The 26,077-nt window shown below is 42.9% G+C and carries 18 protein-coding genes; 1 reads left to right on the top strand and 17 read right to left on the bottom strand.

The features are described 5' to 3' along the window. Window positions 1-2: 2 nt before the first annotated feature. The 15 genes from E2P86_RS04215 to E2P86_RS04145 all read right to left on the bottom strand — a co-directional run bounded on the left by E2P86_RS04215 (window position 3) and on the right by E2P86_RS04145 (window position 23,488). Entirely contained in the window at window positions 3-2,822 is a 2,820-nt protein-coding gene (locus E2P86_RS04215) for a M16 family metallopeptidase (RefSeq protein ID WP_134431007.1), read from the bottom strand. Window positions 2,823-2,825: 3 nt separating this feature from the next. Continuing rightward, the gene (locus E2P86_RS04210; RefSeq protein ID WP_134431004.1) at window positions 2,826-3,284 is read right to left on the bottom strand and encodes a hypothetical protein; all 459 of its coding nucleotides are present in this window, start codon (window positions 3,282-3,284) and stop codon (window positions 2,826-2,828) included. 13 nt (window positions 3,285-3,297) lie between these two features. Then, window positions 3,298-4,740 (bottom strand): RagB/SusD family nutrient uptake outer membrane protein, encoded by a 1,443-nt coding sequence (locus E2P86_RS04205; RefSeq protein WP_085474502.1) that lies wholly within the window; start codon window positions 4,738-4,740, stop codon window positions 3,298-3,300. A gap of 10 nt (window positions 4,741-4,750) precedes the next feature. Further along, the gene (locus E2P86_RS04200; protein ID WP_134431001.1) at window positions 4,751-8,020 is read right to left on the bottom strand and encodes a SusC/RagA family TonB-linked outer membrane protein; all 3,270 of its coding nucleotides are present in this window, start codon (window positions 8,018-8,020) and stop codon (window positions 4,751-4,753) included. Window positions 8,021-8,044: 24 nt separating this feature from the next. Beyond that, window positions 8,045-9,040 carry a FecR family protein gene (locus E2P86_RS04195; protein ID WP_134430998.1) on the bottom strand — a complete coding sequence of 332 codons (996 nt, stop codon included), beginning with the start codon at window positions 9,038-9,040 and terminating at the stop codon, window positions 8,045-8,047. A 51-nt stretch (window positions 9,041-9,091) separates the two neighbouring features. Then, window positions 9,092-9,652 carry an RNA polymerase sigma factor gene (locus tag E2P86_RS04190; RefSeq protein ID WP_166785141.1) on the bottom strand — a complete coding sequence of 187 codons (561 nt, stop codon included), beginning with the start codon at window positions 9,650-9,652 and terminating at the stop codon, window positions 9,092-9,094. Window positions 9,653-9,897: 245 nt separating this feature from the next. After that, the gene (locus E2P86_RS04185) at window positions 9,898-11,049 is read right to left on the bottom strand and encodes a TlpA disulfide reductase family protein (RefSeq protein WP_166785140.1); all 1,152 of its coding nucleotides are present in this window, start codon (window positions 11,047-11,049) and stop codon (window positions 9,898-9,900) included. Window position 11,050: 1 nt separating this feature from the next. Then, window positions 11,051-12,253: a thioredoxin family protein gene (locus tag E2P86_RS04180; protein WP_085474507.1), complete on the bottom strand. Its 1,203-nt coding sequence runs from the start codon at window positions 12,251-12,253 to the stop codon at window positions 11,051-11,053. A 37-nt stretch (window positions 12,254-12,290) separates the two neighbouring features. Further along, window positions 12,291-14,081 carry an alpha/beta hydrolase family esterase gene (locus E2P86_RS04175; protein WP_134430989.1) on the bottom strand — a complete coding sequence of 597 codons (1,791 nt, stop codon included), beginning with the start codon at window positions 14,079-14,081 and terminating at the stop codon, window positions 12,291-12,293. A gap of 13 nt (window positions 14,082-14,094) precedes the next feature. Continuing rightward, window positions 14,095-15,762: a PKD-like family lipoprotein gene (locus E2P86_RS04170; RefSeq protein ID WP_134430986.1), complete on the bottom strand. Its 1,668-nt coding sequence runs from the start codon at window positions 15,760-15,762 to the stop codon at window positions 14,095-14,097. Between the two features lie 21 nt (window positions 15,763-15,783). Next, on the bottom strand, window positions 15,784-16,554 hold the full coding sequence (locus tag E2P86_RS04165) for a DUF4843 domain-containing protein (RefSeq protein WP_085474510.1): 771 nt from the start codon (window positions 16,552-16,554) through the stop codon (window positions 15,784-15,786). A 12-nt stretch (window positions 16,555-16,566) separates the two neighbouring features. Further along, entirely contained in the window at window positions 16,567-17,979 is a 1,413-nt protein-coding gene (locus E2P86_RS04160; RefSeq protein WP_159451887.1) for a RagB/SusD family nutrient uptake outer membrane protein, read from the bottom strand. Window positions 17,980-17,989: 10 nt separating this feature from the next. After that, complete coding sequence (locus E2P86_RS04155; protein WP_166785139.1) at window positions 17,990-21,262, bottom strand: SusC/RagA family TonB-linked outer membrane protein; 3,273 nt, start codon at window positions 21,260-21,262, stop codon at window positions 17,990-17,992. Between the two features lie 364 nt (window positions 21,263-21,626). Continuing rightward, complete coding sequence (locus E2P86_RS04150; RefSeq protein WP_134430981.1) at window positions 21,627-22,802, bottom strand: FecR family protein; 1,176 nt, start codon at window positions 22,800-22,802, stop codon at window positions 21,627-21,629. Between the two features lie 77 nt (window positions 22,803-22,879). Continuing rightward, complete coding sequence (locus E2P86_RS04145; RefSeq protein WP_085474514.1) at window positions 22,880-23,488, bottom strand: RNA polymerase sigma factor; 609 nt, start codon at window positions 23,486-23,488, stop codon at window positions 22,880-22,882. Window positions 23,489-23,803: 315 nt separating this feature from the next. Between E2P86_RS04145 and E2P86_RS04140 the strand changes: the two genes are divergently transcribed. Further along, a complete protein-coding gene (locus tag E2P86_RS04140) occupies window positions 23,804-24,211 on the top strand; it encodes an SRPBCC family protein (RefSeq protein WP_134430979.1) in 408 nt (135 codons plus the stop codon). 17 nt (window positions 24,212-24,228) lie between these two features. Here E2P86_RS04140 and E2P86_RS04135 read toward each other — a convergent pair whose 3' ends face one another. After that, complete coding sequence (locus E2P86_RS04135; RefSeq protein ID WP_134430976.1) at window positions 24,229-25,293, bottom strand: alpha/beta hydrolase; 1,065 nt, start codon at window positions 25,291-25,293, stop codon at window positions 24,229-24,231. A 12-nt stretch (window positions 25,294-25,305) separates the two neighbouring features. Next, a complete protein-coding gene (locus tag E2P86_RS04130; protein ID WP_134430972.1) occupies window positions 25,306-26,034 on the bottom strand; it encodes a carboxymuconolactone decarboxylase family protein in 729 nt (242 codons plus the stop codon). Between the last annotated feature and the right edge of the window lie 43 nt (window positions 26,035-26,077).

The following is a 26,077-nucleotide window of genomic DNA, read 5'->3' as shown; positions in this document are numbered from 1 at the left end:
ATTTATTTCTTTGCTTCTGTTTGAATAGAATGAGGAACAAGAACCGCACGAACGGTTTTGCCCTCTAAAATTAACTGTTTCACGGCTTGACTAATGTCTTGTTCCTGAATCCCTTCCACCATTTCGGCGTAACGGGTAAAGTAAGACCAATCTTCATAACCGTTATAAAGATGATTGCGAAGTTCTGCGCTCCAAAAGGTTTCTTTATCCTTCTGTTTATCATAAGCCAGTATAAGTTGCTTTTTGATATTGTCCAACTCCGCTTTAAAATAACTTGGCTGGTTAGCGATCTGCTGAATTTCCTGCTCTACCTGCTGTACGAGAAAATCACTTCGCTGTGGGGAACAGGTAAAGCTGATCCGTGCACGAAACAAAGGTGAGGGAATCGCTGTCGAGCTAATATTCACCGAGACACCATATACACCAGAATGTTTCTCCCGCAGATTTTCACGGAGTTTAACTTTAAGTACTTCCTGCAACATCTCGTAAACGAGAATAGCGGGATACTGTTGTTGCATTTTGGTCTGCTGAAAAATAATATTTACCATCGCTTTGTCGGTATCACCTCCTACCATCTGTATCGATGCATTCTCACCATCGGATAGTTTTTTTGGAGCAATATCCTGTGCCAATGGAGCCTGATCCGGGAGTCCCCCCAAGTAGTTTAAGACATACGGTGCAATACTATCAGGCTGAAAATCTCCGACGATGACAAAATCGAAACCAGCTGCGGAGGCAAAACGTTTCTTAAACACGGGCAGCAAGTCATCGTATTGCAGCTCCTGCATCAGGCGGTTCTCATCAAAACTTTCTTCCTCACTATCGGCAGCAATCTTTTGAGCAATCCACTTATTGTATTCACCACTCGTGCTGTTATTTTGTTTCTTCAGATTAGCAAGTGCCTTTCTCTTTTGCATAGCAAAGACGTCACGATCCACACGTGGTTGTGTCCATTTCAGATACAAAAGCTCAAACATGGTCTTTAGATCCTTGGTATTCGCATTAGCGGCTACACCCTCGCGATATTTAGACCAAACTAACATAGCCGTTGCACTGTTTCCTGCCAGATATTTGGATAAAGCACGTCGTGAAAAGTCACCTGCTCCACTCGCCGCAATAATATCTTTACTGAATAACGCATTGATGTAATCGGCACTATCAAGCACACTAAATCCACCACGCCTAAACCCGGTTAACTGGACATGGTTTTTTCTATTGTTACTGGATTTGAGGTACACATTCGTTTGATTGGAAAGTGTCCACTGGTGCACGTCAATTTCCGGGATATATTTTTGCGCTACAATGTGCGCTGCTGTAGGCACATGAGACAACAAGTGTTCGGGCACATTAACCTCGTCTACCCATGGAGCAATATCCAACCGTGCTATACTATCAGCCCAAGTCCTGAGCTGTTTTTCCGTAGGCAGGAGATTCTTTACACGATCCGGACCGGTCAACATCACCACCGTATTGCCCTTCACCGCCTGCGACTCTATATGATTACGGACAGCCGCCGAATCAATATTCTGCTGTAGTCGATACAACATATCGCTGCGTAGGTTGCGGTCCATTAAGATATTACCTTCATAAAAATCTTCTTTCATACCGTTTAGCACAGTAATCGGAGCCGGGCCATTGGAGTTGAGCTGATTTCGTCGATATTGCGCCACATACTCCTGCCGGTAATCCGCAATTTCTATCGCTGTAAACCCATGTTGGCGGATACGCGCTTGTTCATACAGGTATTCCTGGATTCCGGTATGTATTGCATCTTCGTATAAAGCAGCACCGCCAAGGGACACACCGATCTCAGGCATAAGGTTTGTACTGGTCATAGATCCAGATCGATATGTACTGTTCTGCTGTTGCAGTCGTTCAAATCTTTTCTTGGCCAGGCCATTCACAAAACTTTGCAGCAGTTGTTCATACAGCGCTGCTTCGCGATTAATACGCATGAGGGCAGGCGTCTTTGTAATGTAAGCAAAGTCAATATCATTTTCTTCTTTATCCGTCGCAATGCTATATAGGGTATCCACGTGCGCCGGCAAGGTATAAACCTCCCGATTCGGTACATTCTTTCGTTGTTTTGCACGTCCAAACTGCTGCTTGATATATTTCTCAACCTGTCGAACGTCTTGATTAGATACCACAGCAATAGCCAACAAGTCAGGTCGATACCAATCTTGATAAAAACGTTTGATTACAGGATGTGCAAAGTTTTGGAGCACCTCCATTGTTCCGATCGGCTGACGCTGTGCATAGCGAGAATTATAAAAGACCAGCGGTAAATATTGTTCCGATAGCCGGGCCGCAGCGCCTTGCTTTGTCCGCCATTCTTCAATAATCACCCCACGCTCTTTTTCGATCTCCAGACTATCAAAGCTCAGCTCAAAGGCCCAGTCTGCCACAATATCAATCGCTTTCTGCAATTGTTCGGGTTGCTCCGTATTGACATCTATCTTATATACGGTTTGATCATAGCTGGTATAGGCATTGAGGTCAGCACCGAACTTCACCCCCAAAGATTCTAAATAGGTGATCACCTCATTTTTAGGGTAATTTTTACTCCCATTGAATGCCATGTGCTCCACAAAGTGAGCCAATCCCCGCTGCGACTCTTCTTCTTGCAAGGACCCTGCCTTCACAAAAAGCTGGATAGCGCTTTGCTTTGTCCCGGACTCATTCGGGTATATATAATAGGTCAACCCATTTTTTAAACGTCCTTTCACCAGTTTCGGATCTTGTTTAAGCTGCTGCCCAAAAAGAACAGTGCTTTGAAACAAGCCTAATAGCAGTAAAAGGACGGTACGTGTATAACGCATAGATTAGAATTTTATAAAACGTAGGGATGCCTGTACTTTGTTGGGTCCCGGCAATCCTAGAATATAACCTTTGTTATTACTACTCAATTTGATCGTCACCGAATTATCTTTTTCGGGATCAATCGCATGCGGTATCCAACGGATCTTAATCGGCATCTCAACAATGCCGGGTGCAAACGTTAAACTATATTCCGGGGTAACGACTTCAAAATCTCTTCCTTCTTGTAATCCATTGCCTACAATTACCTCATACGTTAAGGTCATCGGGTCGAATTGTCGTTTACCACTAAAGTATACCAGGTAGTTTAATGTTTCATTGCGATTGGATGCAATACGTATTTCACTACTGTTATTCTCGTGAATATAAAAGAAGGGATTGTCGTATGGTACAGCTTCATCTTTGTTGCAGCCTGTTAAAAACAGACCGACCAACAACATAGCGCATATATAAAGTGCTTTCATTTTTATTTTCATTTTAGTAGCCAGGATTTTGTTGCATATCAGGATTTGGATCAGTTTCCATCTGCGGAATAGGCAAAACAAATTTGTCGTTCGGATAATTTAGCTGACAGGTTGCTGCGTTACAATCGGTACGATTTAAATTCTCCTTATAGCGCATAATATCATAGATACGTTGGTTTTCAAAGCACAACTCTTTGCGGCGTTCCAGTTTAATTTGTGCCAGTAATTGTTGCGGATCTGTAAAGGCAACTTCTATGTCTTTCACTGGGGTATTATAAGCACGCGCACGAACAATTTTAATCTGCTCCGCTGCTGCCTGATACTGCTGCTTATGGAAATATGCCTCCGCTAAGTTGAGATAAAGCTCGGCCGAACGAAACATTTTATAATTAACCGGCCATTCATTTTCTAAGCTCCCCGGTGGTAAAGCATACTTCAGGTTATAGTAAACCCCGGCTTGTTCGGTGGATTGAAACTGTATTCCTCGCCAATCGGAAGATTCAAACAGCGCCATAAAATCTTTATTAGGGTAAGCCATAAAATTGGCTCTATCAGAAAACAATAAGGTTAAGAAACTCGAAGAATTAGTACTGAGATTAAGCTGCCAAATCACTTCAGGATGAATGGTATTAAAAGAAAGGCGCTGCCCTGGCTCGATAAACATATTCAGGTAATCTTTCGCGGCGGTCAACGGATATTTGTTACTCGTAACCAAAGGGGTTGCCTGATCGATGACACCTTGCCAATCTTCCATATATAGGTACACCCGCGATAGCAACGCTTTAGCCGCTTCACTAGAGGCGTAAATTTTGCTCCGAGTGCTTGTACCAGCCAATAGCTTATCAGCCTCCGTCAAGTCTGCGACAATCTGCTGATACGTTTCTTTTATAGTTGCACGTTTCACAGCGGTACCAGGATATGGCGTTGTCAGTAGAATGGGTGTTCCTAAATGACTACCATCAGCTGTATAGGTATAATGTTGACTAAAGACATTGCTTAAATCAAAATGACACATGGCACGAAGAACCAATGCTTGCCCATAGGTGGCATTAATCAGGTCTTTTTGGTTCGGAAAATCCTTTAGAAGTTGATCCTTCGCTTCAATGATATTATTTACATTGTTTAGCGTTTCAAAAATGGACCGCCATATACCCGCTCCCATGCCCAATGCATTTTCTGCGGCACTCGCATAGTTATACTCTTCGAGGACGGAGGCCGCAAGATTTTCACGGATTAAGATATTATCACTTCGGATCTCACCATAGAGGCCATACTGTCCCAAATGGTATTTTGCGAAAAGGCTGTATGCACCGGCCAAGCTGGACTGGTAACCTTCTACATCGCTGAATAGCTTATCCCCCGTTAAACTCCCAACAGGGTCGATTTCCAGGAACGATTTACCGCAGCCCACCACCAGCAAGGAGCAAGCAAGTATTATATAGAGTATTCGTTTCATTATATTTAAATTAAAAAGTGAGATTTACGCCTACCGCAAAGGAAATCTGATTCGGTACCCCCGCGTTTGTTGTCGCATAATTGTTTAGCCGTATCGTTTGGTAGTTGCCCTGACCTGTATTAAGCTCTTTTTTATTGCGATATGGTGTCCAAACCGCAATATTATCGGCTTGCGCATAGATAGAAGCCCCCTTTAAGAAAAACTTTTTAAGGTTTTCTTGTGGAATACTGTACTCCAAACTGATATTCTTAAACTGAATATTCGTTTGGTCTTGCAGATAGCGTGTCGAGATACGGTTTGAATTGTTCGCCTCGGTCGTTAGTTTCGGGTTTACGGAAAGGTCTCCCGGATAGCGCCAGTGGTCCAAAAGATTAGTTGACGGATTATCACTTAGGATATTACGACCATCGTGCTCTGTTTGTAGGCGCACACGGTTTAAAGCTTGCCCTCCTTTGCTGTAGATCATCAAAAAGGAGAGATTAAAGTTTTTATAGGAGAACGTATTGGTAAAGCCACCAAAGAAATCAGCGTTGGGGCTTCCGATAATCACACGGTTATCTGCACTAAACACTCTTGTGATATCGCCATTGATATCGTACCACATCGGCATGCCCGTGCTTGGATCCACCCCAGCCCAACGCACCAAATACAACGCTCGACTATCGTATCCCTCCTTCATAATGGTTGTTTCCGACGAACGTTCAAAGCCCTCTCTTAGTTCCAGTACTTTATTTCGGTTCATCGCGATGTTGAAGTTTGTCGACCACTGAAAATCTCGGGTGTTGATATTCGTCGATTTGATGATAGCCTCTACCCCCCGATTTCGCAGCTTTCCAACATTCTGGTAGATATTGCGCTGTCCTGATGTTAAAGATACCGGCGTGTTATTCACCAAATCTTTGGTAATATCGTTATAGTATTCTAACCCAACATCAATACGGTTGAAAAGTCTAAAATCTATACCTGTATTGAATTTATATGTCGTCTCCCACTTGATCTTTTCGTTCCGACCTCTCGACATTGTCGCTCCAATCACTCCACCGTAGCTGTCCGTTTCGCTAAAGCTATAGATACCTTTAGCATAGTTGCTGTTGAAGCGACCATTTCCCGTGGAACCATAAGACATTTTGATTTTCAAAAAGTCAATCGCTTCAGATTGCCAAAATTCCTCTTTGGACACCGTCCATGCGGCCCCGGCAGAGTAAAAAGCACTCCATTTTACATCTTTACCAAAATTGGAGTTTCCATCGCGACGAAGACTAAAGCTAGCATTATACTTTTCTTTCCATAGATAACCCAAACGTCCGAGATAAGAAAGTACGGCATTACTTCCTCGGGATCCCGAGCTTCTACGATTATCGGCTGGACTCATACTGATCTCTCGCACATAGTCATTTGGAAAACCATAGGCTGAGGCCCCCACGTAGGATGAATTTGTTTTATTGGCCTCCATACCGACCATCGCCGTAAGATTGCCATCGTAAATGTTTTTCGAGTAACTCAACATATTGGTCGTTATCCAATTGTGCATCTGCACCTGATTTTTATAGAGGTATCCATTAGAAGCCGCTCCTGTCAGGTTATATTTTGAGTTATAGCGCAGTTCCTCCACCGAAGAGAAGTCAATACCATTCCGCGAAGAAAACTCAAGACCATCCATAATTCGGAATGTCGCTTGCATTTGTCCAAAGGACTGAAAAGTATTTTGGCGATTTTCGTTTTGGATAGTTTCCGCCAAAGAATTCGAAATCCGGACACCATTGTAATCACGTATTGCATAATTACCTGTGCGATCATACAGCGATATAACAGGGAGATTGGTAAAATAAGAGTTTCCGACACGATACATATCGTTCTTACTATAAGACCCCCCAAATACAAAATTCAGCGATAGTCGTTTACCAATATCGGTGTTAATCTGAGAACGCAACGTGTAACGCTTGATATCATTAGCGACCGTCGTCATTTTTTGATCATAGATACCAGCGGAAATATAATAATTGGTATTCTCATTCGATCCAGAAGCCGATAAATTGTGTTGCATGGTATTTCCGGTTTCATAATAGGCATCCAACCAATTGGTGGATCCATTCTCGTACACATCGATCTTAGAGGTCAATCCCATTTCATCGACCATAGCACGATACTGTTCTGTCGTCAGGACATTAAACACATTGTGTTTGGCAATACGGTCAGTAGTTGCCCGAAAGCCATACCGAACACGCGGTACACCTTGTCCTTTTTTTGTCTTGATGATCACGACGCCATTCGACGCATTAGCCCCATAGATTGCCGCCGCACTCGCATCTTTCAGAACGGTGATCGATTCGATATCTTCTGGGTTGAAATAGGTCAGCGGACTAATACTTGTTTCTACTCCAGCAATCATATTGGTTGTCCCTCCTGTATTTAGGGGCACACCATCGACGATCCATAGCGGTTCGTTAGACATTGTCCCTCCTGGAGAGGAGGCATCTCCTCGAATACGAGTACTAAAACGTGGACGTGCCGATGAGTTTGTTTCATCTTGCGAACTAAACTGTACGCCCGGAACAATACCCTGCAACAAAGCGTCCAAGCGCAAGGCAGGTCGTTTTTCTAAATCCTTCGCTGTAATAGTATAAGCCGATCCGATTTGGTTTTCACGGGACTCCTTGCTACCGTAGGCTGTGACTATAACCTCCTTCAGCGCTCCCTCAGATTGCTGAAGTTCTACTTGTACATACGCCGATTTACTATCTATAGCCACTTCCTGTTTATCATATCCCATATAGGAAATAATCAACGTGCTTGGCACAGGAACCGAAAGAGAAAATTCCCCTCTAAAGTCTGTTGTGGTCCCTTTATTTGAACCTTTCACGGTAATGGTAACGCCATTTGTAGACACCGGGATTTCATTATTAGCTTCCCTCAATTTAACCAATCCGGTTATTATTTTTTCTTGTTGTGCCTTAACTTTCTTCGGGTAAAGCGTAACGGTCTTATCGACAATCTTATAATCCACATTGATCTTTGCCGAAAGCAAATCGAGCGCATCTTTGAACGATAGGTTCTGGATGTTAAGATCTAAATTTTGATTCTTCTCCAATAACGCATTATCGTAAAGGAAATAATAATTGGATTGCTGCTCCAATAGATTCAGAATCGTTTTTAATGATTTGTTCTGTACCTTGACATCGATTTTCTGCTGATAGCTGGCATGCGCCGTAAGGGGCTGCCAACAACCAAGCGATAGAAAAAGCGAAGCGAATTTAACGGTTCGGTTGATTCTAGACTTCATTATATTTATTTAATAAACGGTATTTTACTTTACTAGGATTTGATTGTTTTCGAGGACCACCTTCTGTTGGGAGACGAGGCTCAGCATGTTTAACACCTCATCGAGCATAGCCTTCGGATGTATCTTACCACTATAACGATGGGTTGATGCAGGAAGCGGAGCTACCGATACATTGTACCAACGTGATACTTTATCTAAGATTTCTGGAAGACTTTCGTTTTCAAAAGCAAAGATCTGTTCTCTCCACAGGAGGTTATTTTCGTGAAGATTGCTTTTAATCAGTTTTCCTTTTTCTACTTCAGCCGCTTCTCCGGGAGTCAGCACAATGCTTTGGTGTTGTTTATCGGTAATACGGACACTTCCTTCTACCAGTGACAACACTTCTTTTTGATTTGCATAAGACTTAAGATTAAATTTAGTTCCCAAAACGGTCACCGTTTGCTGTGCGGTATGAATCACAAAAGGTCGATTTGGATCTTTACTAACTTCAAAATAAGCTTCACCATTTAAGTGCACATGACGTTGCTTTCCATCGAAGGTTATCTTTTCCAAAACCGACCCGGCATTAAGCCATACCTGCGTACCGTCCTCGAGTACGAGCTGATACAACTTGGCTTTTGGGGTTTTGACCGATTTAATCTGTGCATTCACAATCTGAACGTCGGCAGGGTTGACAGCTTGATGTAACGGCATATCCTTATCGATTGCCGTCCATTCCGGAGCAACAGTTACAATATCTGTTGCAGGCTTCTCTTGTAAATAAAGGTATCCCGTAACAAAGCTGACGATCAGGATCGCTGCGGCCACACTATACTTAAAATAAGATATCCGTGGCTGCGCCTGTGGTTGATACACTTTTTCAAAAATACGTTGTTTGACCTTTTGTCGATCTTCATCAACAGTTGTCGTGTCGGAATCAAGGTTCGTATACCATTGATCGATCGTGTTTTTGTCTTCGGGGAGTGCTTGTCCCTCAAAGACGCGCTTAATCGCTCTGATTACTCTTTCGGTTAACTTCATGTACTGGTTGTATATAGATATAGTACAACAAGTCGTCGTTAACGCACGGGACTAGGAGAAAAAAAATAAAATAGTTCTAAAAAGATACTTGCGCAGCGTTTTCATGGCTAGCGAAAGCTGATTTTCAACGGTGCGCTTAGAAATATTCATCTTCTCGGCAATCTCTTCGTTAGAAAGGTGTTCCTGACGAGAGGATTTAAAAATGAGACGGCAGCGGTCCGGAAGTTGCTCCACCTGATCGAAAATATATTCTTGTAACATTTTCTCTTCCAGCGCATCCTCCACGGATAACTTATCAAAGTAATTGCCCTCGGGGTATTCCTCCAAATATTGGATACGCTGATGCTTGTAAATCGCTCGGATAATCGCGAATTTTACCGCTTTAGCAAGATAAGCTTCAAGGTTTTCAATCTTAGTCGGGTCTTTATGGTGAAGCAGGCTCATAAAAACATCTTGAACACAGTCTTCCGCCATCGATAAATCATTACACTTGCGTAACGCTATACCCAATAACTTTTCCCAATAGCGATCGTAAATTTTTTGGAACGCATAATCTTGGACTTTTAGATGGGTTAAAAGTTCTCTTTCATTATATAACTGTCTTTCATTCACCTTAAAACTGACTCGAACACAAATATATTGGTTTTTTATATGAACGGTATTATATTATCATTTTCTTAATATTTAACTTATTTATTTAGGATATATTTAATAAAAAATCTATAAACAAGAAAATCTAATCAAATTGCATTCTCAATTTTTTATGGAAACTTAGTTTTTCAGTAAGAACAATCCACAAAAAAAACTCCCCAAACAATTTCGCTTGGGGAGTTTTATATGCATCAAATGAAAATAAACTATAATATCTTTTTAAGTAAATTGCTCAACGCATCACCATGGAGGTTTTTAGCGACAATCTTCCCTTGCGGATCGATTAGGATATTCTGTGGAATAGCCTGAATACCATAGATCCCTGCCACTTCATTTTTCCAACCCGTCAAATCGCTGACATGGTGCCAAGGCAAACCATCCTTTTCAATCGCTTTAAGCCAGTCTTCTTTCTTTCCGGGACGATCCAACGACAAACCCAATATCGTAAACTTCTTATCCTTAAAAGCATCATAAGCTTTAACCAAATTAGGATTATCAGCGCGACACGGGCCGCACCAAGAGGCCCAAAAATCCAACAACACATACTGCCCTCTGAAATCCGATAGTTTGACGGGCTTACCATCGATATCCGGCTGCGTAAAATCCGGTGCTTCCTGACCAATCGCCAAACGCTTGGCAATATCCAATGCCTTGGCCAACTCCTTACCTTCTTTCAACGACTTTAAACTAGGATCCAGCCCATCAAAAAGAGGCTCCACACGTGCAACATCGATACTATAACCCGCCAAGTCTTTCAAGGCCAATAAACTAAAATAGGACTTCGGATTTGCGTGTAGATATTCCGCTTTCGCTTTGTCCTTTTTTTCCTCCAACGCGCGAATTTGCTGCATCACCCCTTTTAACTCCTCTTGTCCGGCTTCTTTCTGTTGATACAACGCCGAACGCTGCTTATTCAAGGCATCCAACGGCTGGTCATAGGCCTTCATAAAAGTCGCATAATGCGCAAAAGCCGCCTGCATGGCACTCCCTTTTATAGAAGCTTCTGCCATACGATCTGTAAACTTAACGGTTGTTTCCCCTTTATCGACATATAAATCCACCTTGTCCCATTGGCGAACACGATTCCGATTAAAGAAAGAATACCCATCAGGAGAATAGTATAGATTCACCATCGTTGGTACCGAGACCGTCCCCTTATACAGACCTTTCTTATCCTTTAAAAGGATCGAATCTAACACCAACTGGTTATCCTTGAAATAGCGAACAAACACTTTTGCGTCTTTATTAATTGCTTTTTGCGATACAACCTGAATCTGAAACGGTTGCTCTTCTTGTGCCTGCAGCGCACCGAAGGTTAAGCTTGCTAGAGCAAGCACTATAGTTTGCTTGATGGTCATACTAAATATTCTTTGCCCTTTCGAGTAATGCATCGGCTAGTTTAATAATTTTGGACGTCTCATTTTCTGCTAATGCACGCGCTGCCTGTGCCGCTTTTACGGCCTCTTTCTTTTTCTTGAGTAAGATACAGACATCGGCAAATGTGCCTTGGTTGGAATACGAGTTTTCATCCAGTTGCACCGCCTGTTTGGCGAGTTCATAACATTGATTCAAGAGCTCCTTAGAAGGTTCTTTATCTTTTCCATACTTACCCGAGTTTCGGCGCGCAATAAAGCTTAACTTTTCCGCCTGATCTTTCAGAATCCCTTTGCGTAGCTTATTGGTCAGCTGCACAAATTCCTTATCCGTACCATGTTCTGATACCCATTCCACGCGATACATAGCACCATCCACCTTGTTGTCTATATCATCACTTCCTTCAAAATACGCCAAACCTTTTTCAAACTCAGCGACATCTTTGTTCCGGATATAGCCGTACATCGCATAACGCAACAAATGTTGCTCTTTCGCTAAGAACTCATCTTGCGGCACCGTGGATTTAAAATAAGCCTTATTCGCCAAAAAGAACTTGCCGTACTTATCATTTCCATTCTGTCCCAGTTGCTTTATCGCCTGCCATCCAGTTGGCGTTTTCAGGAAATTATCGTCAGCCAACTTATCTAATGCCTGACGCGCCGCCTGCTCTTGCTTTGGATCCACACTATTCATCACCGCAATATAACGCAGTAAAAAAGCGGGGTCATGCTCTCCTGCAGCAAAACGTGCTTGCAACACAGGAATATGAAATTCCTTATTTGTCGCTTGCTGACCTTCCTTCAAAAAAGCCTGTACCTCCATCCGAGATTGCGTACGATAAACTAAGGTTCCTTCTGCATCTAAAAACAAATACGTGGGAAAGCTGCGAATACCATATTTTTTGGCCAAATCAATACCTTCTCCGACCTCACAATCATACTTCGTATTGATAAAATTAGTGTTGTAAAAATCGGCTACTTCCTTTTGATTAAACACGTTTCCTTCCATCCATTTACAGGGAGCGCACCAAGAGGTGTATCCATCCAAAAAGATAAGTTTCCCCGTTTCCTTAGCCTGCTTTTTAGCTTCCTCAAAACTGATTTTTTGAAAAGAGATATGAGCAGGAGCTTGTGCTCGCAGGGACACAATCCCTGCAAGCATAAACATTGTTATTATAATTTTCTTCATGTTGTTTTACGTTAAAAAACGTGTTAAATATTTTGTACTACTTTTTGCTCACCTTCTTCACCGGCCGCGTTGCAATAGCTGCTGCGGTATTGTCGGTCGCATTCGCATTCACCGCATAATAGCCATGTAAACTAGCGCTGGTATTAAAATCAAAGGTGTAAAACTGTTTCGCCTTGGCGCCTTGCACCGTGGTAGACGACAGGTAATACGAACCTGTTGAAGAGGTAACCTCTAAGGCTGTACCATTGATCTTTAACGCGTTATTTACAACGGCCAGATTCGCATCTAAAGCCTTAAGCTCGTCCACTGCTGGTAAATACCAACCTAATGTATTTCCCGGTGTTGTCAGGTATTCGTACGCATAAACAAAAGCACTCTTAGCCGAGGTTAGCTTCACCGACTGCGTATTGTTACGCTCGATTAAGGCAAGCGTATTGTTATACCCATCCGTGTAACTTGGCGTAAGGAAAGCAGCACCTACCGAACCAAATGGTCGCGTTACATGTGTCAACGCGATAATCTTTGCTTCCTTAATATTGGATGGGTTTACCCAGAACACGACGCCCGTCGGTTGATACTGCGCGTCATATACCAAATCTCCGACTTCGTAAAAACTTTTCGGTGCTGCCAACGAATACGGCAGTGAAATTTCCGCTGTAGAGCCATTGCCACTAACACGTAATTTAATCTCCCCTTTTCTATTTAGCGTCGTCGCGGCAAAGAAATCCGTTGGCGCCTTAACTTTCAAGGTATTATTTGCATACGTTACCGTCCAATCCGACGGTGCTGATACAACACTCACTGTAGCTCCCGCTGCATACCGAATCTCTGAAGTAAAGGATTGTCCCTCCACTGCGTCGAACCGCTTGAGCTCGGAGGAAATATAGATCCCCGAAGAGCCCACATTTTTAGGATGACTATTCATAAACTCCCACATCAGTGGCATAATATAGTACCAACTCACGCCATGCCCTTCATCTTCCACCATAAACAACTCGATATCAGCCTTCCCTCCACTCCATCTCTTCGTCATATAGGGTTTATAATTATCAATCTGTAACGTATCACTATCCACCGCATCCGCCGGGAAATAACCCGCTACTTTATTCGCCCAAGCATTGATATTACTAACCACGGCCGAAGCAATAACGATATCGTCTTTCTTACCATTAAAGGCACGAATAGGCACAACTCGATTAGGCATTACGGCATTATCTGAAAGCTTCATCTGCCCAGAGACAGGCACGGCGGCGGCAAAAACATCCGAACGGTAGAATGCCAATACGTAAGAGAAAATGGCACCGCTGGAGTGGCCGGAAGTATAAATACGATTTACATCAATTAGTGGCGTTTGCTTTTTGAAGAAATCAATCATCGCATCGACAAACGGAAAATGATATTCCGAATTCTGCCAGTTTACAGCCGCTCCTGTATCTTCCCCCGCGGGAATAGCAATAATACAATTCTGCTTAATAGCGAGCTGCAACAAAGGTTGCGACATGGATACCCCTGCAATAGGATCTACCCCGGGACCATAGCTTCCGTGAAAGTCGAAAATCAACGAAATCGGCTTGCTCTTATCGATAGAAACAGGCATAAAATACTTAAACCTACGCTTAGAAACTTTGCCCTCGTGCTCTACATCTAAGGTGACCAAGTTTATCCCCGGCAGCAATGTTCCTTCTGTTCCACCTGGCCCCGTACCGTCTGTATTATAATTATCTATATCGACCTGCTTTTTGTCCTGCGCCATGTATACACTTGCATCTTTGACACAGGCGGTAAAAGTTAACAGGGATAGTAGTAAGAGTGAAATATATATTTTCATGGTCTTCATCTTTTTAAATATTATCCAATTCTGTTACGCCACCGTTCGACTTGCCATCGCGCCAGTGTGTTTGGTACTTGATTTTCACATCTACAGGAATCCCCGAGACCCCTTCATACTTCTTCTTTAACACCAAGTTCAGACTGGTTTTATCTAAGTTAAACAGTAAGATATCGCCTTTATTCTCTTCGCCGCTTCCCTCTTTATCACTGCCGTAGCGGGATACGCCCAGGATCAATGTCTTCTCCGAGCGAGATACCGTCATGCTCGTGATAACCGCATCTTCCGAATATCCCAAGGAAGTAAGCAAAAGGCTGGCATGTGCCTCGCTTGGCACCACGTTGGATGTCACGTCCAGGATATTGTACTTGTACAGTTTGTTCCCCGCAGTGAAAAACACATAAGGTGAGGTTTTCATGGTGTAGAACTTACTTTGACCATTGGTCACACCTCCACTAACCTCACCCACCAGACTGTATTTATTAACATTTTTACCCAATAGCAAAAACCGCAACGCATTTGTTGACGCTTTCAGCACCGCGAAAGATGATCCCGACTGGCTGGTATGCGAACCGTAATACAGCTCGTGTCCCGGAAACACCTTTACATCTGTGACAGGAATATTGTAACTGGTTCCGGAGGATGAATAAGCAAAGCGTCCCACTGTGCGGTCGAACACCATAAAATTCCCTAAATTATAACCATGCTGAAAGAGCGTTCCGTCGGGTGTTGGCGTCATCATATCGTAATAGCCGAAAGGGGAGAAATAATTGTTCTCACCATACACGCTCTTGCGGTTGTATACAAACGTAGGTGTCCAAATAGCTGGTGCCAACGAAGCATGATACAATGCTCCACCCGAAATAAGATTGAACTGTATTGTTTGGTGGAAGTTACTACCGTAAGGATTGTTCCGCCACATGGATACCGCTTGCGCCATAAACTCCGGTTTATAACCGGTAATATCCGCTGCCGGGTACGAGGCGTTACGCGTAAAGGCTTCTCCATCCAGATAAGGTACCGCGTTGGGCTCCAAGCTTCCTTTATCAAGCAAAGCGACCTGATTATCGACCAAAACAAGGACTCTACCAAACCGGTTGGCAAAAGGAGCGTTGCTGGCAAGCGCTGCATCAGAAGTAGGTTCCACCAACAGGAAATCGAGTTGTTGCGGGTTCACGCCCAGTGGCGCCCCAAAACGAGATTCGTAGTAGTTGACAGCCCAGTTAGCCGGTTTATCCAACCGCAGGTAAGAAAGCTCTGCTTTTCCACGGGATTTACTCAACACCATAATTAAATTACCGGCCGTCGAGGAAGACACGTTCAGGTCAAAGCGGAAATACTTTTTAACGCCGGTCTCCTTATCTTGCACGACAAAACGCGATATCTTATTCCCCGGTAATAAACCTACCTTGATTTTCAGGTTCAAACTTGTCGATACAATGGTACTCGCGATATCCCACGCATAGCTGAACTTCGTGGTGTCACTATACATAGTACCGACCAACTTAGGCGTTATCTTTAAACTGTCGTCCATATCGACAGCATATTGTCTATCGATACCTTCAATGGTTAATTCATTGATTTCACGATAATCCTCAGGCCCTGTTCCGAGGTCTTTATAGCATCCGCTTAAGGTCCCGATACTGGCTAAGATTAGCGCGATTTTATTATAAAATTTCATAATACGTATACGCTTTAATAATTAGTTTTGAACCTCAATTCGGTCCATATAAATCCGTCCTCCCGTCTCCTCATCAAAAGTAGGCACGCCATTTAGGTACCTGGATAGTCCGTCAAAATACGCACGTCCTTCATTGTTAAAATCGAAAATGCAACGGAGTGGGTCTGCAAACTTAGGGTTGAAAGAAATTAAGATCTTCCATTTTTTGGGGTGGTAAAACCGCAGGTTACTGCGCAACGGATCTTTCCACCAGACCGGTTCAGATAAGTAATTGTTAATGTATAGGTATGTTCTCGTTCCGTTTTTCATTCCCAGATTAAAATCCGAGCTGGTCTCCATATCGAGCGCTATCCTGCGGTTTTCAGGGTTGGTAAAGCTGGTGCTTAGATTCGAGCGTAAAACCACAATCTTAAGCGTATCCTTATGCCTACCCGCCCGGAAAGTCTGTGTGGCAGAAAATGGTTCAAAATGTACACCCTCCACGGCAGTCGTCGAATCGGCACCGATACGTACCGTATAGGTACGATCTTTATCCGAAGCGGACCCTAAATACTCGACCACCACGCGAGCCGTATCTTTTACCACCGCATCGGCGGCCATCCCAAAAGAGAAAGTGGTCCGGTCAAAATACGTCCGTGTAATCACCCGGTTACTCCCTGTATCTTCCTTGAAGTATTTAAATTGGATTCGTGCTTTTTCTGTATACAGATTGTCTATCGATTGGTCGCAAGAGGAGAAGTACACCAATGCAACAAAAAAAGATAGCACGATTAATATATATCTACGTTTCATTTCTGTTCTTTTTTAGTTACGATTACCTGTTTCCATTTCTTTCAATGGAATTGGGAACACAAAAACTTGCTCACTCGGTGGAACAGTCCCTATAATTCCGTTGCTGGTTGGAATCCCTAGATTCAACCTTTTGTAAGCATACCACAATTGCCCTTCGCCCACAAACTCACGTCTCATTTCCTGCATAATGTAGTCCATTGTCAGGTAAGACCAATGTGAATTATTGCGGATGCGGTGGTCACGTAATGTATTGATATAGTGGTATGCCTTTTGGTCATCACTTCCCAAGTGACATTCCGCCAGGATAAGATACATCTCGGACAGTTTTATCATAGGCATCTTCGGGAAGAACTTATCTTTGTTATCTATATTAAACTTCACGAAAGAACGATTCGTTGTCGAAAACCATTTGATGTAACGGATGTCGTCGTTGTTGTTTTCATAGATCTGCGATAAATTGGCAAAGGGAAGTTTCGCTGGCGTAGTTCCTCCCCGTTCATCGACCAACTGATAGTGCAAACTGATGCTGTAGTCGGAGAGGGGCTTTTTCCGAAGGGAAAAGATATGCTCATCAGAAAATAGCATGTCCACCTCCTTATCTGATTTATCTATACTCGCAAAATCCAACAACTTAAAAGCACCGGATTCCACCACTTCCGTAGCATATTTCACCGCGCTCACTTTATCCCCACGCATCAAGCTGACGCGAGCCAACAAAGCTTTAACGCCATAGTAGTTCAACCGTGCAACGTACTTATCGGCTTCATTTTTATTCGCCATTAAATAAGGTTTAACGGTTGTAATGGGGTCTTTAGCTAAAAATTTCTCCGCATCTCTGAGATCGTTCACCACCAGCTGGACCGCCTCTTCAACGGTATACATCGGTGGTAGGGCTACGCCAAAATGTAAATTGTATGGAATACCAGTAGCTTTTGGTAATCGCTTTACATCAGGACAAAACAGACGAATCAGATCTAAATGTAGATAACCACGCATGGCATAAGCTTCACCCAACACCTGATCTTTGAGATCGGGAGACAACACTTTTGTGTCTTTGGTCGCCCAGGCAATAATATTATTTGCACCAGCGATCGCGGCATAAAGGTTTTTCCACGATTCCAAAATACGCGTCTGCGAGCGTGCTTCGGGATAATTGTAGTTTTTAAAATTCTCGTAATTAGTGGAAACACCGTCGTAGCTATAGTATTGCGCTAAAAGATCTGTTTCTTCCATCGTCAATTTGGCCCCGTACATCGCAGAGTCAGCCATCGCACTATACACACCCGCCAATGCTTCCTGATAACCCTGTGCCGTGCTAAATAGTTTTTCATCCGTTACCTTATCGGCAAGATCCACATCAAGCCATTTATTACAGCCGCTCAGGAAAAAGGTACAACTAATGAGTATTAATAATATTTTTTTCATATCCATAGATTTAGAAAGTCAAGTTAAGGGCCAATGAAAAGGTCTGAGCATATGGATACATAGTCCCTCTTTCCATCTTCACAGTAGAGAACCGAAACAGGTCGTTGCTGGTCAACATAATCCGGGCACGCTCAAGCCTTAAGCTTTCCAGACTTTTAGCTGGAAGATCGTAGGTCAACGTTAAGGTCTGTAGCCTCAAGAAATCATTGTCCTGTACCAATCTCGTTGTTTGATATGGTGGGGTTTTATCATCAATCCGCTTGTACAAAGCAATATCCCCTGGCTTTCTCCATCGCTCATAAAGCACTCTCCTATCGGCATTGTAGCGTGGGTCAGACCCTTCCACTTTCTGCGCCAAGGTGGAGTTGTATATCTTAGCTCCATGTTCGAATGCTAGAATAAAGTACAGGTTGAAATTTTTGTATAAGATGTTCGACTGGAAAGTACCCATCCATTTCGGATTCATATCGCCTACAATAATCTTATCCTTCGGATCATAGGTAAAGGTAAGATCGCCATTCAGTTTGCGATAAATTTCATTACCGGTCATTGGATCGATACCCAACGATTCTACGACCATCAAAGCGCTCTGTGAGCGTCCTGCCTGGTAAGCACGCAACGGCTTTGGTCCTTTAACATTATCCTCTTTACTCGCTTCCAGATTCATGGCTTCCAGGGCGTTGGATAATTTTTTAATTTTATTCTGGTTGGTTGCTAGCCCGAGCGAGAAGTTCCAATGAACCGGGTTTTTACCGCGCAATACATTAAACCGTAAACGCATGTCCATCCCTTTGTTCTCCATCGACCCTAGGTTTTCGATATAACGCGAAAAACCTGTTGAGGGCGCCACATCGATCGGCAGCAATAGATTTTGGGTTTCCTTAATGTAGGCATCGATGTTTAATACCACAAGGTTTTGCCACATGGTCAAGTCGGCACCGATGTTATTCTGAATGGTATTCTGCCACTTTAACGAGGAGTTACCATATCCCATCAACTGCGCACCATAGAAACCATTGTACTCGTAATCGGATCTATATTCGTATTTCGTCAATGCTTGGTCGGCCGAGAAATTAACAGACCCTGTACTACCAACGGACGCTCTTACTTTTAGGGTTGCATCACTTTTCCACCATTTTTCGCGGTTCACATTCCACGCACCACCCACAGACCAAAACGGAGCAAATCGCGAGTTTTTCCCAAAGCGACTAGAGCCATCTGTACGGAACGAAAGATCGATAAAGTATCTATTTTCGTAACCCACGTTGGCATTCGCAAAAAAGCCAATCATCTTAGATTTATCCAGATAACCTCTTGGCTTAGAGTTTTCTTTAAACTGCTGGGCATACTGGATAAAATTCATGTTATCACTCAAAAAACCCGTAGCGGTATATCCTTCACCAACGCCAGAGGTCGTAACGGCATTCGCCCCCACCCCGATGTTGGTCGATATTTTATCCAGGAACATCTGGTTGTACGAGGCCGTGAATGTACCATCAAAGTTGAGGTCATCCTGATCATAGATCTCGTAACTACCTTTCTTCTCGGCTTTCGTTTCCTTATCAAAGGAAGAAGAGAATGGGGATAGATATTTCTCTTGCTTGGACAACTTCTTACTTAAAGAAGCACGCCCCGTCACACGGAAATTTGGATTAATACGCCAATCGATATTAAAGTTATCTTGGATCTCGGTATAACGGTTATAGTCCAAATTTGGCAAAGAGGCATCCACCATAGGGTTCATCGTCGTATTAAATTCGTAATGACGAATTAATTCACCTGTTTCGGGGTCATAGATACGCTCGATAGGATTCTGTTGTGCATACTTAGAAAAAGAACCGTAAGGCGAATTATAGCCTTTCACGTTATTGACAGTAACATCATTTCGGATCAGAAAATCTTTGTTCGGATAATAGTTAAAGCTCACATTGATGCCATAACGATCTCTCCCTGATTCTTTCATGACGCCCTTATCTTTATCGTAATTCAGGTTCATGCCGTAACGGAAACTACGATCTCCACCTTCTACAAAAGCATTGTAACGCTGATTTACACTTGTTCTTAGCGGTTTAGACAGCCAATAGGTATCCACCCCCCGAGCAACTTCTGACAAGCGTTGATTATACTGTTCATCCAGCCTTACCTGCTCTTCCAAACCAAAACCAGAATATAAACCGCCAAGACGTTCATACTCCAACTTTTCACGTGAATTCATCAGATTATAGTCCCGCAGATCCGGTACGGATACATTTGCTGTACTATTAAAGGTAACCCGAACATCTCCTGCTTTCGGTGGAATGGTCGTAATGAGTATTACCCCATTGGCACCGCGTGACCCATAGAGTGAGGTCGCAGAAGCATCACGTAGAATAACAAACGATTCAATCCGGTTCATATCCAAATCATAGATACGCGTTGCGGTCACTTCGATACCATCCAGTAAGTATAAAGGGGAATTGGGGTTACTCCGGGAGTCGTCTGCACTTGACCGTAGATCAAACCCATTTTCTCCACGCACCGTAATTTCAGGCACACGGTTCGGATCGGAACCAAAGTCTAAATTAGGCGCTACGCGAACAGAAGGGTCAAAAGCATTCAAGGCTTGCATCATGTTCAGGGATCCTACTTTACGTAGATCTTCGCCTGAAACAATCACTTGTGAACCCGTCACACTCTGCTTGGTCCGGTTAAAGTAGCCCGTAGAGACGGTCACCTCTTCGATATTTCCGGAAGAGACCAAAATAACGGACATATTTGCCTTGGCTTTTACTTCTTTCTTTTCATAACCGACAAAAGAAAACACCAAATCAACGCCCTCTTTCGGGACTTTCAATTCAAACTCACCATTGGCATCCGACTTGGTACCGGCTTGCTGTCCCTTCAAAAACACGGAAGCTCCAGCCAACGGATTTCCCTTATCATCTGTTATTTTACCTTTAATGACAATACTCTTTTGCAATACAGCAGCCGGTGTCATTACCTTCCGGTCGTTACGTGGCAACAATACGATAGTCTTTTCTTCGATCTTATAGCTTAATCCTTTGAAAGCTAATATTTCTTCCATCGCTTTGGATAAAGGTGCCTTGTTCAAATCGATGGCAATGTGACTTTCGACATCTAGCATATTGGAATTGTAAAGAAAGCCATAGCCCGTTTGTCGCGTAATAGTCCGCAAAGCGTCCTTAATTTTTACATGCTGGCCCTTAAGTGTCACCTGTTGTGAAAACACCGAGGCGCTGAGGTGCAAAAGGGGCACAAGAGTCAAAACTCCAGTTAGTTTCATAATTCTCCAGACTTTTTGTGTCCTCGATTGGTTCGTATCCGATATATCAATCGGAGAGGACAAATAATTACGGCAAAGCCACCTTGCGAAAGGTGCTTTTTTATCCGAATAGATTTGCATACTTTTGGTTAAGAGTTAGTTAATAAACAGTCTAAAAATGGATAGAGACCAGCTCTAAATTTAGTCCCGATGGCCGTCGGGACTTTTTTTTGAAAATACTTTTTGAAGCGCATGAAACACGCTCAAAAAGCTTCACACTCCATAAGTGTAAACCTTACAAGAGCACTTTAATTTTAGTAAACATGTCTTCACATAGGCAGTTTTTCATTTTAGGTTAATTATATTTTTTGTTGCTAGTTTTCTATTACGATGGGGGCTGTGAAACCACTATTTTATTTCCCATTATTTCAAAGCTCAATTGCTGGGAGGCGCCTAAGATTTTTAAGACTTGGTTTATGCTTTCTTTTTTTGAAATCATACCGTCGAAAACACAATTGCTATAGTCCCCCTCTTCAAACACAAACTCCACATTATACCACCGTGCAAGCACGAGCATAATTTCTTTGATATTACTGTTATCAAAATAGAACATCCCGTCTTTCCAAGCCAGTAGATTTTCCATATCTGGAATTGTTTCTACATTTAATCCACCACCATCTTGATTCCACAAAGACATCTGTCCCGGATACAAGCGTACTTTCTTTCCTCCCGCAAGAACGGCAACGCTACCTTCCAACAAACTCGTTTGCACCACCTTACGTTCCCGGTACGCATTGACGTTAAAATGTGTTCCCAACACCTGGATCGTCTGCTGTCGTGTGTGCACCAAAAAAGGTTTGGACTGATCTTTAGCCACCTCAAAATAAACCTCACCCGTGATTTCTACGGATCGGTTGCTTTGGTCAAATTGTGTCGGAAAGGTAATAGAAGACTCCGCATTCAGCCATACCTTGCTACCATCCACCAGCAAGATGGCAAACTGTCCGCCCTTCGGGGTTTGTACGGTTCGACTTTGTCCTTTTTCCGGAGCGGGCAAACACGCACTACTAAAGGTCATCATCCCGCCGGAATCTGCAAAAACGAATTTTTCTTTTCCTTCTATATTGGTGTTACTGTCGAGCACAATAACACGACCATCTTCTAAAACCAAGGTGGCTTTGTCCGCTCCTGGAACAATGGCTACTTCTTCGGTCGAGCTCAAGATCGATGTACCGCTACTCATCCACTTATAGCCTATCCAAAGTCCTGTCATGAGCAAGACCGCAGCGGCACTCCAACCGATATACAGTTTCCTCATCAACGCTTTGCGGCGGTGGATATTTTGGTGTAACACAACCGATACCCGATCTAAAATCGCATGCTGGTGTGTTGTTAATGATAGCTGTTCTTCATTTTCCAATTCTTCCAAAATCAGCGCGCGCAATAAAACAGAGTCTTCTTCTTGTTGGAATAAATCCAACAAATAGGAAAGCTCATCAGCGGAGGCTTTGCCCGCTACGTACCTGGAGAATAACTCTTTAAGATTTACTTCTGATTTCAAGTGATTAGGTCCTTTAATAGTTACTACGAATCCTAGACAAAAAGTACCTAACAAAAAATTAAAAAAAATTTAATGTTTTAGTAATCGCGCCATAATAGGGCCAATGAAATGGCAACCCAATGGCATAGGAAAGGAAATTCTTTTTTCAATATACTATTGGCTTTCGTCAGATGATTGTTAATGGTAGATTTGCTAATCCCCATCAAAGCACTGATTTCCAAATAGCTTTTACCTTCAATTTTAAAAAGGATATATACTTGTTGGCATTGAGGGGGTAGTTGATAGATAGACTGCATCAAACGTTCTTGGGTCTGCTTGAAAACGACATCTTCTTCGACATGTTCATAGAGCTCTGAGTAACTCTTGATAAACTCCTGCCGGTGATGTTCACTAACACTTTGCTTTCTAAAATAATCGTACGCTAAATTCCTAGCGATAGTAAACAAATATCCTTTAAAAGACTGATTCGCATCAATCTGTGACCTTTTCTCCCAGACTCGAAAAAAAAGCTCCTGTAAAAGTTCTTCTGCAACCTCCTCGCTTCCAAGCAAACGAATCAACCGCCCAAGGACACGAGCGCTATAGGTTCTATACAGTGTATCAAATGCGGCATAGTTTCCTTTCCGCAGCAATAGTAATTGCTCCTTATCCTCCATTTCGCTACTAAAACTATCCCGTTTGAACATCTGTATTACATGCTTTTCTCCGTAGCTAAAATATTACATTATCTACTATCGCGCTTCAAATATAGATTATATTCAAAAACAAGACAAATACAATATTACCCATTGTATACGCTTTATAGTGGGATTAAACAACAATCGCATCAAAAAATAGGTTTCTAATAATCAAAGCGTTCAAGATTAAACCTTATTTCGATTGATACTCGATAAATAAATATATTGGTTATGCCCCCGCATTCTTTATCCCGTACCAAAACTTGTCAAATGACAAGTTCTCCTTTCCCCGTATCCATTATATTTGAGCATAGAAAAAAAGACATGGCAAATATTGAACTGGTTAATTATATAAAAGCTGCTGTCGGCATGGTATATAGTACCCTTACCGAGGAAGCTGGATTGGGCGCCGTATGGACCGATAAATTGACTGTAAAACCTGAAGTTGGCTTCATGAATGAATTTGACTTCGATGAAGGTTATATCACGAAAATGAAAATCATTGCTTTGGAACAAGACAAGAAAATTATTTGGTCGTGTATAGAATCCGATAAGGAATGGGTGGGAACCACCATATCTTTTGAGCTTTCCGAAAAAAATAATCGCACCACTGTTATTCTGAAACATGCCGGGTGGCGGGAAGTCACAGAGTTTTATCAGTGGTGCAATTACAATTGGGCGATGTTTCTCCTCCGACTCAAAAGATATTGTGAGGGTACCGCTAAGTCGTAGCTTGACTGCTTGGCTTTTTACTTGAGATTTTGCTTAAAAAAACTTTCTAATTTATTTACAGCCTTTGATACATATTCCATCTTCCAATATGTTTCTATATGCGTGGCGCCGGGGATCACGAAGAGCTCCTTGTTCTTTGCATTAACAGCTTTTGGAAAAGCTTCATCGGTCATATACTTTGTATCCGCCTTCTCCCCCGCTATCATAAGCAAGGGTTGATCAATTAATTCAATCTGGTCTGTCGCGTCCCACGTCATCAAATCCAATAAGCTCTTTGTGGTATACAGGAAGGTCGAATTGGGGTGTGCATGCGTTCTGTAATAATAGATAAATCCTTCACGATACAAATCAGTCGGCGTGTTGGCGATCTCTTCATCCGTTACACGGGCCACTCCTGAGTATATAATTTCCCCATGGACAAGTTCCTGTTCTCGAGCATCCGAAGCGAGTTTTAGACGTTCTTGAATCGTGCCTATCTGTGAATTTTGAAAACCATTACGACGAACTTCTCCGGAGTTAAACATGCTCAACGTTGCTACGGCTTTAATCCTTTTATCAGACTGCGCAGCTTTCAGCGTATAGCCACCACCACCACAGATGCCCAAAGCACCGATACGGTGAACATCGACACCGGTATATCTACTGATATAATCGACCATACCTCGAATATCTTCGGTACGAAAGGCTGGATTGTCCGTATGCCGCGGCTCACCACCACTTGCGCCTTGATACGCCGCATCGGCAGCAATTGTAACGTAACCCGACGCGGCTAAACGTTGTGCATATAGCCCCGCAGTCTGCTCTTTAATTCCCCCATTCGGATGAGCCACAACGACTGCCGGGTAACTCTTTGTTTCATCATAATTAGCGGGTGTATACACATTGGCAGCGATGTCGATACCATTCAGCCTATAAGTGACCGGATGGATATGCACTTTTCCTGGTTCATTCCCCGTAATGGCGCCATCATAAACCAAAGTATACGGATTTTTCTCCTGCGTTGTTGTCCTCGACTGGGCACTGACGACAGCCGTTTCTGCCATAGACATAGCAAACGCGACTACTAACGATATTTTCTTCATTTCTAAAATACTTTATTTATTATTTCTGCTTGCTAACACTTCTTCCAATACAACGTGAGCAATCTTTGCTTCGTTCTTACCTATTGCGGTTTTAATAACTTCAACAAACTGTTGTAACTGCGCGGGAGTTAGCCCGACGTTTAAGCTCAAATTTAAATGAGACCGCAGCATGGGCTCTACACCACCAATCCCAGTAAGGATTGATATGGTCACTAATTCTCTTTCCTGATATGTCAGTACATCCCGTTCAAATATATCCGCAAAAAGATGCTCCTTCAAAAACACTTCAATGGTAGGTGCAAACGCAGCATACCCGGTTTTAGGTTCTTTTTCCGGGACCCCGCTCAATGTTTCTAACACGGCTTTTCCGCGTGCATACTTTGTTCTTTCATCTTTAATTTCAGATGCTTCGGCTCCTATCACATCCGTTACACCCTTTTCTTTCCGATCATCCAAAACCGTGATAAACGTCTGTAGCCCGCGAAGGCTACGCGGAAAGCCGGCATACGCATAAACATGAATGAGTACTTCTTTGATCTCGTTCACCGTGAGTCCGGCTTCAAGCCCTTTCTCCAGTTCGCGCGCTAAGACGGTCAGGTTGCCTTGGGCGGTTAGGCAGGCAATTCTTATAATCGATTCCTGTCGGAGATCCAGACTTTTTTGTTGCTCTGTTTGCGCTTCAGCCGTCGTTGCAAGAACGACAGTGAGCACAAGCAATACGGACTTTATTTTTTGTATCATGCACTTACCTTTGATTTAATATATACAAAGGTCTCTACCAATC

The sequence above is a fragment of the Sphingobacterium psychroaquaticum genome (assembly GCF_004421025.1).
Taxonomy (GTDB): Bacteria; Bacteroidota; Bacteroidia; order Sphingobacteriales; family Sphingobacteriaceae; genus Sphingobacterium; species Sphingobacterium psychroaquaticum.
This window is presented reverse-complemented; position numbering and strand designations above follow the sequence as displayed.

What these genes read in the sequence shown, in the direction of transcription:
- E2P86_RS04215 (WP_134431007.1), bottom strand. Translation starts at nt 2,822, where the DNA reads ATGCGTTATACACGTACCGTCCTTTTACTGCTATTAGGCTTGTTTCAA.
- E2P86_RS04210 (WP_134431004.1), bottom strand. Translation starts at nt 3,284, where the DNA reads ATGAAAGCACTTTATATATGCGCTATGTTGTTGGTCGGTCTGTTTTTA.
- E2P86_RS04205 (WP_085474502.1), bottom strand. Translation starts at nt 4,740, where the DNA reads ATGAAACGAATACTCTATATAATACTTGCTTGCTCCTTGCTGGTGGTG.
- E2P86_RS04200 (WP_134431001.1), bottom strand. Translation starts at nt 8,020, where the DNA reads ATGAAGTCTAGAATCAACCGAACCGTTAAATTCGCTTCGCTTTTTCTA.
- E2P86_RS04195 (WP_134430998.1), bottom strand. Translation starts at nt 9,040, where the DNA reads ATGAAGTTAACCGAAAGAGTAATCAGAGCGATTAAGCGCGTCTTTGAG.
- E2P86_RS04185 (WP_166785140.1), bottom strand. Translation starts at nt 11,049, where the DNA reads ATGACCATCAAGCAAACTATAGTGCTTGCTCTAGCAAGCTTAACCTTC.
- E2P86_RS04180 (WP_085474507.1), bottom strand. Translation starts at nt 12,253, where the DNA reads ATGAAGAAAATTATAATAACAATGTTTATGCTTGCAGGGATTGTGTCC.
- E2P86_RS04175 (WP_134430989.1), bottom strand. Translation starts at nt 14,081, where the DNA reads ATGAAAATATATATTTCACTCTTACTACTATCCCTGTTAACTTTTACC.
- E2P86_RS04170 (WP_134430986.1), bottom strand. Translation starts at nt 15,762, where the DNA reads ATGAAATTTTATAATAAAATCGCGCTAATCTTAGCCAGTATCGGGACC.
- E2P86_RS04165 (WP_085474510.1), bottom strand. Translation starts at nt 16,554, where the DNA reads ATGAAACGTAGATATATATTAATCGTGCTATCTTTTTTTGTTGCATTG.
- E2P86_RS04160 (WP_159451887.1), bottom strand. Translation starts at nt 17,979, where the DNA reads ATGAAAAAAATATTATTAATACTCATTAGTTGTACCTTTTTCCTGAGC.
- E2P86_RS04155 (WP_166785139.1), bottom strand. Translation starts at nt 21,262, where the DNA reads ATGAAACTAACTGGAGTTTTGACTCTTGTGCCCCTTTTGCACCTCAGC.
- E2P86_RS04145 (WP_085474514.1), bottom strand. Translation starts at nt 23,488, where the DNA reads ATGTTCAAACGGGATAGTTTTAGTAGCGAAATGGAGGATAAGGAGCAA.
- E2P86_RS04140 (WP_134430979.1), top strand. Translation starts at nt 23,804, where the DNA reads ATGGCAAATATTGAACTGGTTAATTATATAAAAGCTGCTGTCGGCATG.
- E2P86_RS04135 (WP_134430976.1), bottom strand. Translation starts at nt 25,293, where the DNA reads ATGAAGAAAATATCGTTAGTAGTCGCGTTTGCTATGTCTATGGCAGAA.
- E2P86_RS04130 (WP_134430972.1), bottom strand. Translation starts at nt 26,034, where the DNA reads ATGATACAAAAAATAAAGTCCGTATTGCTTGTGCTCACTGTCGTTCTT.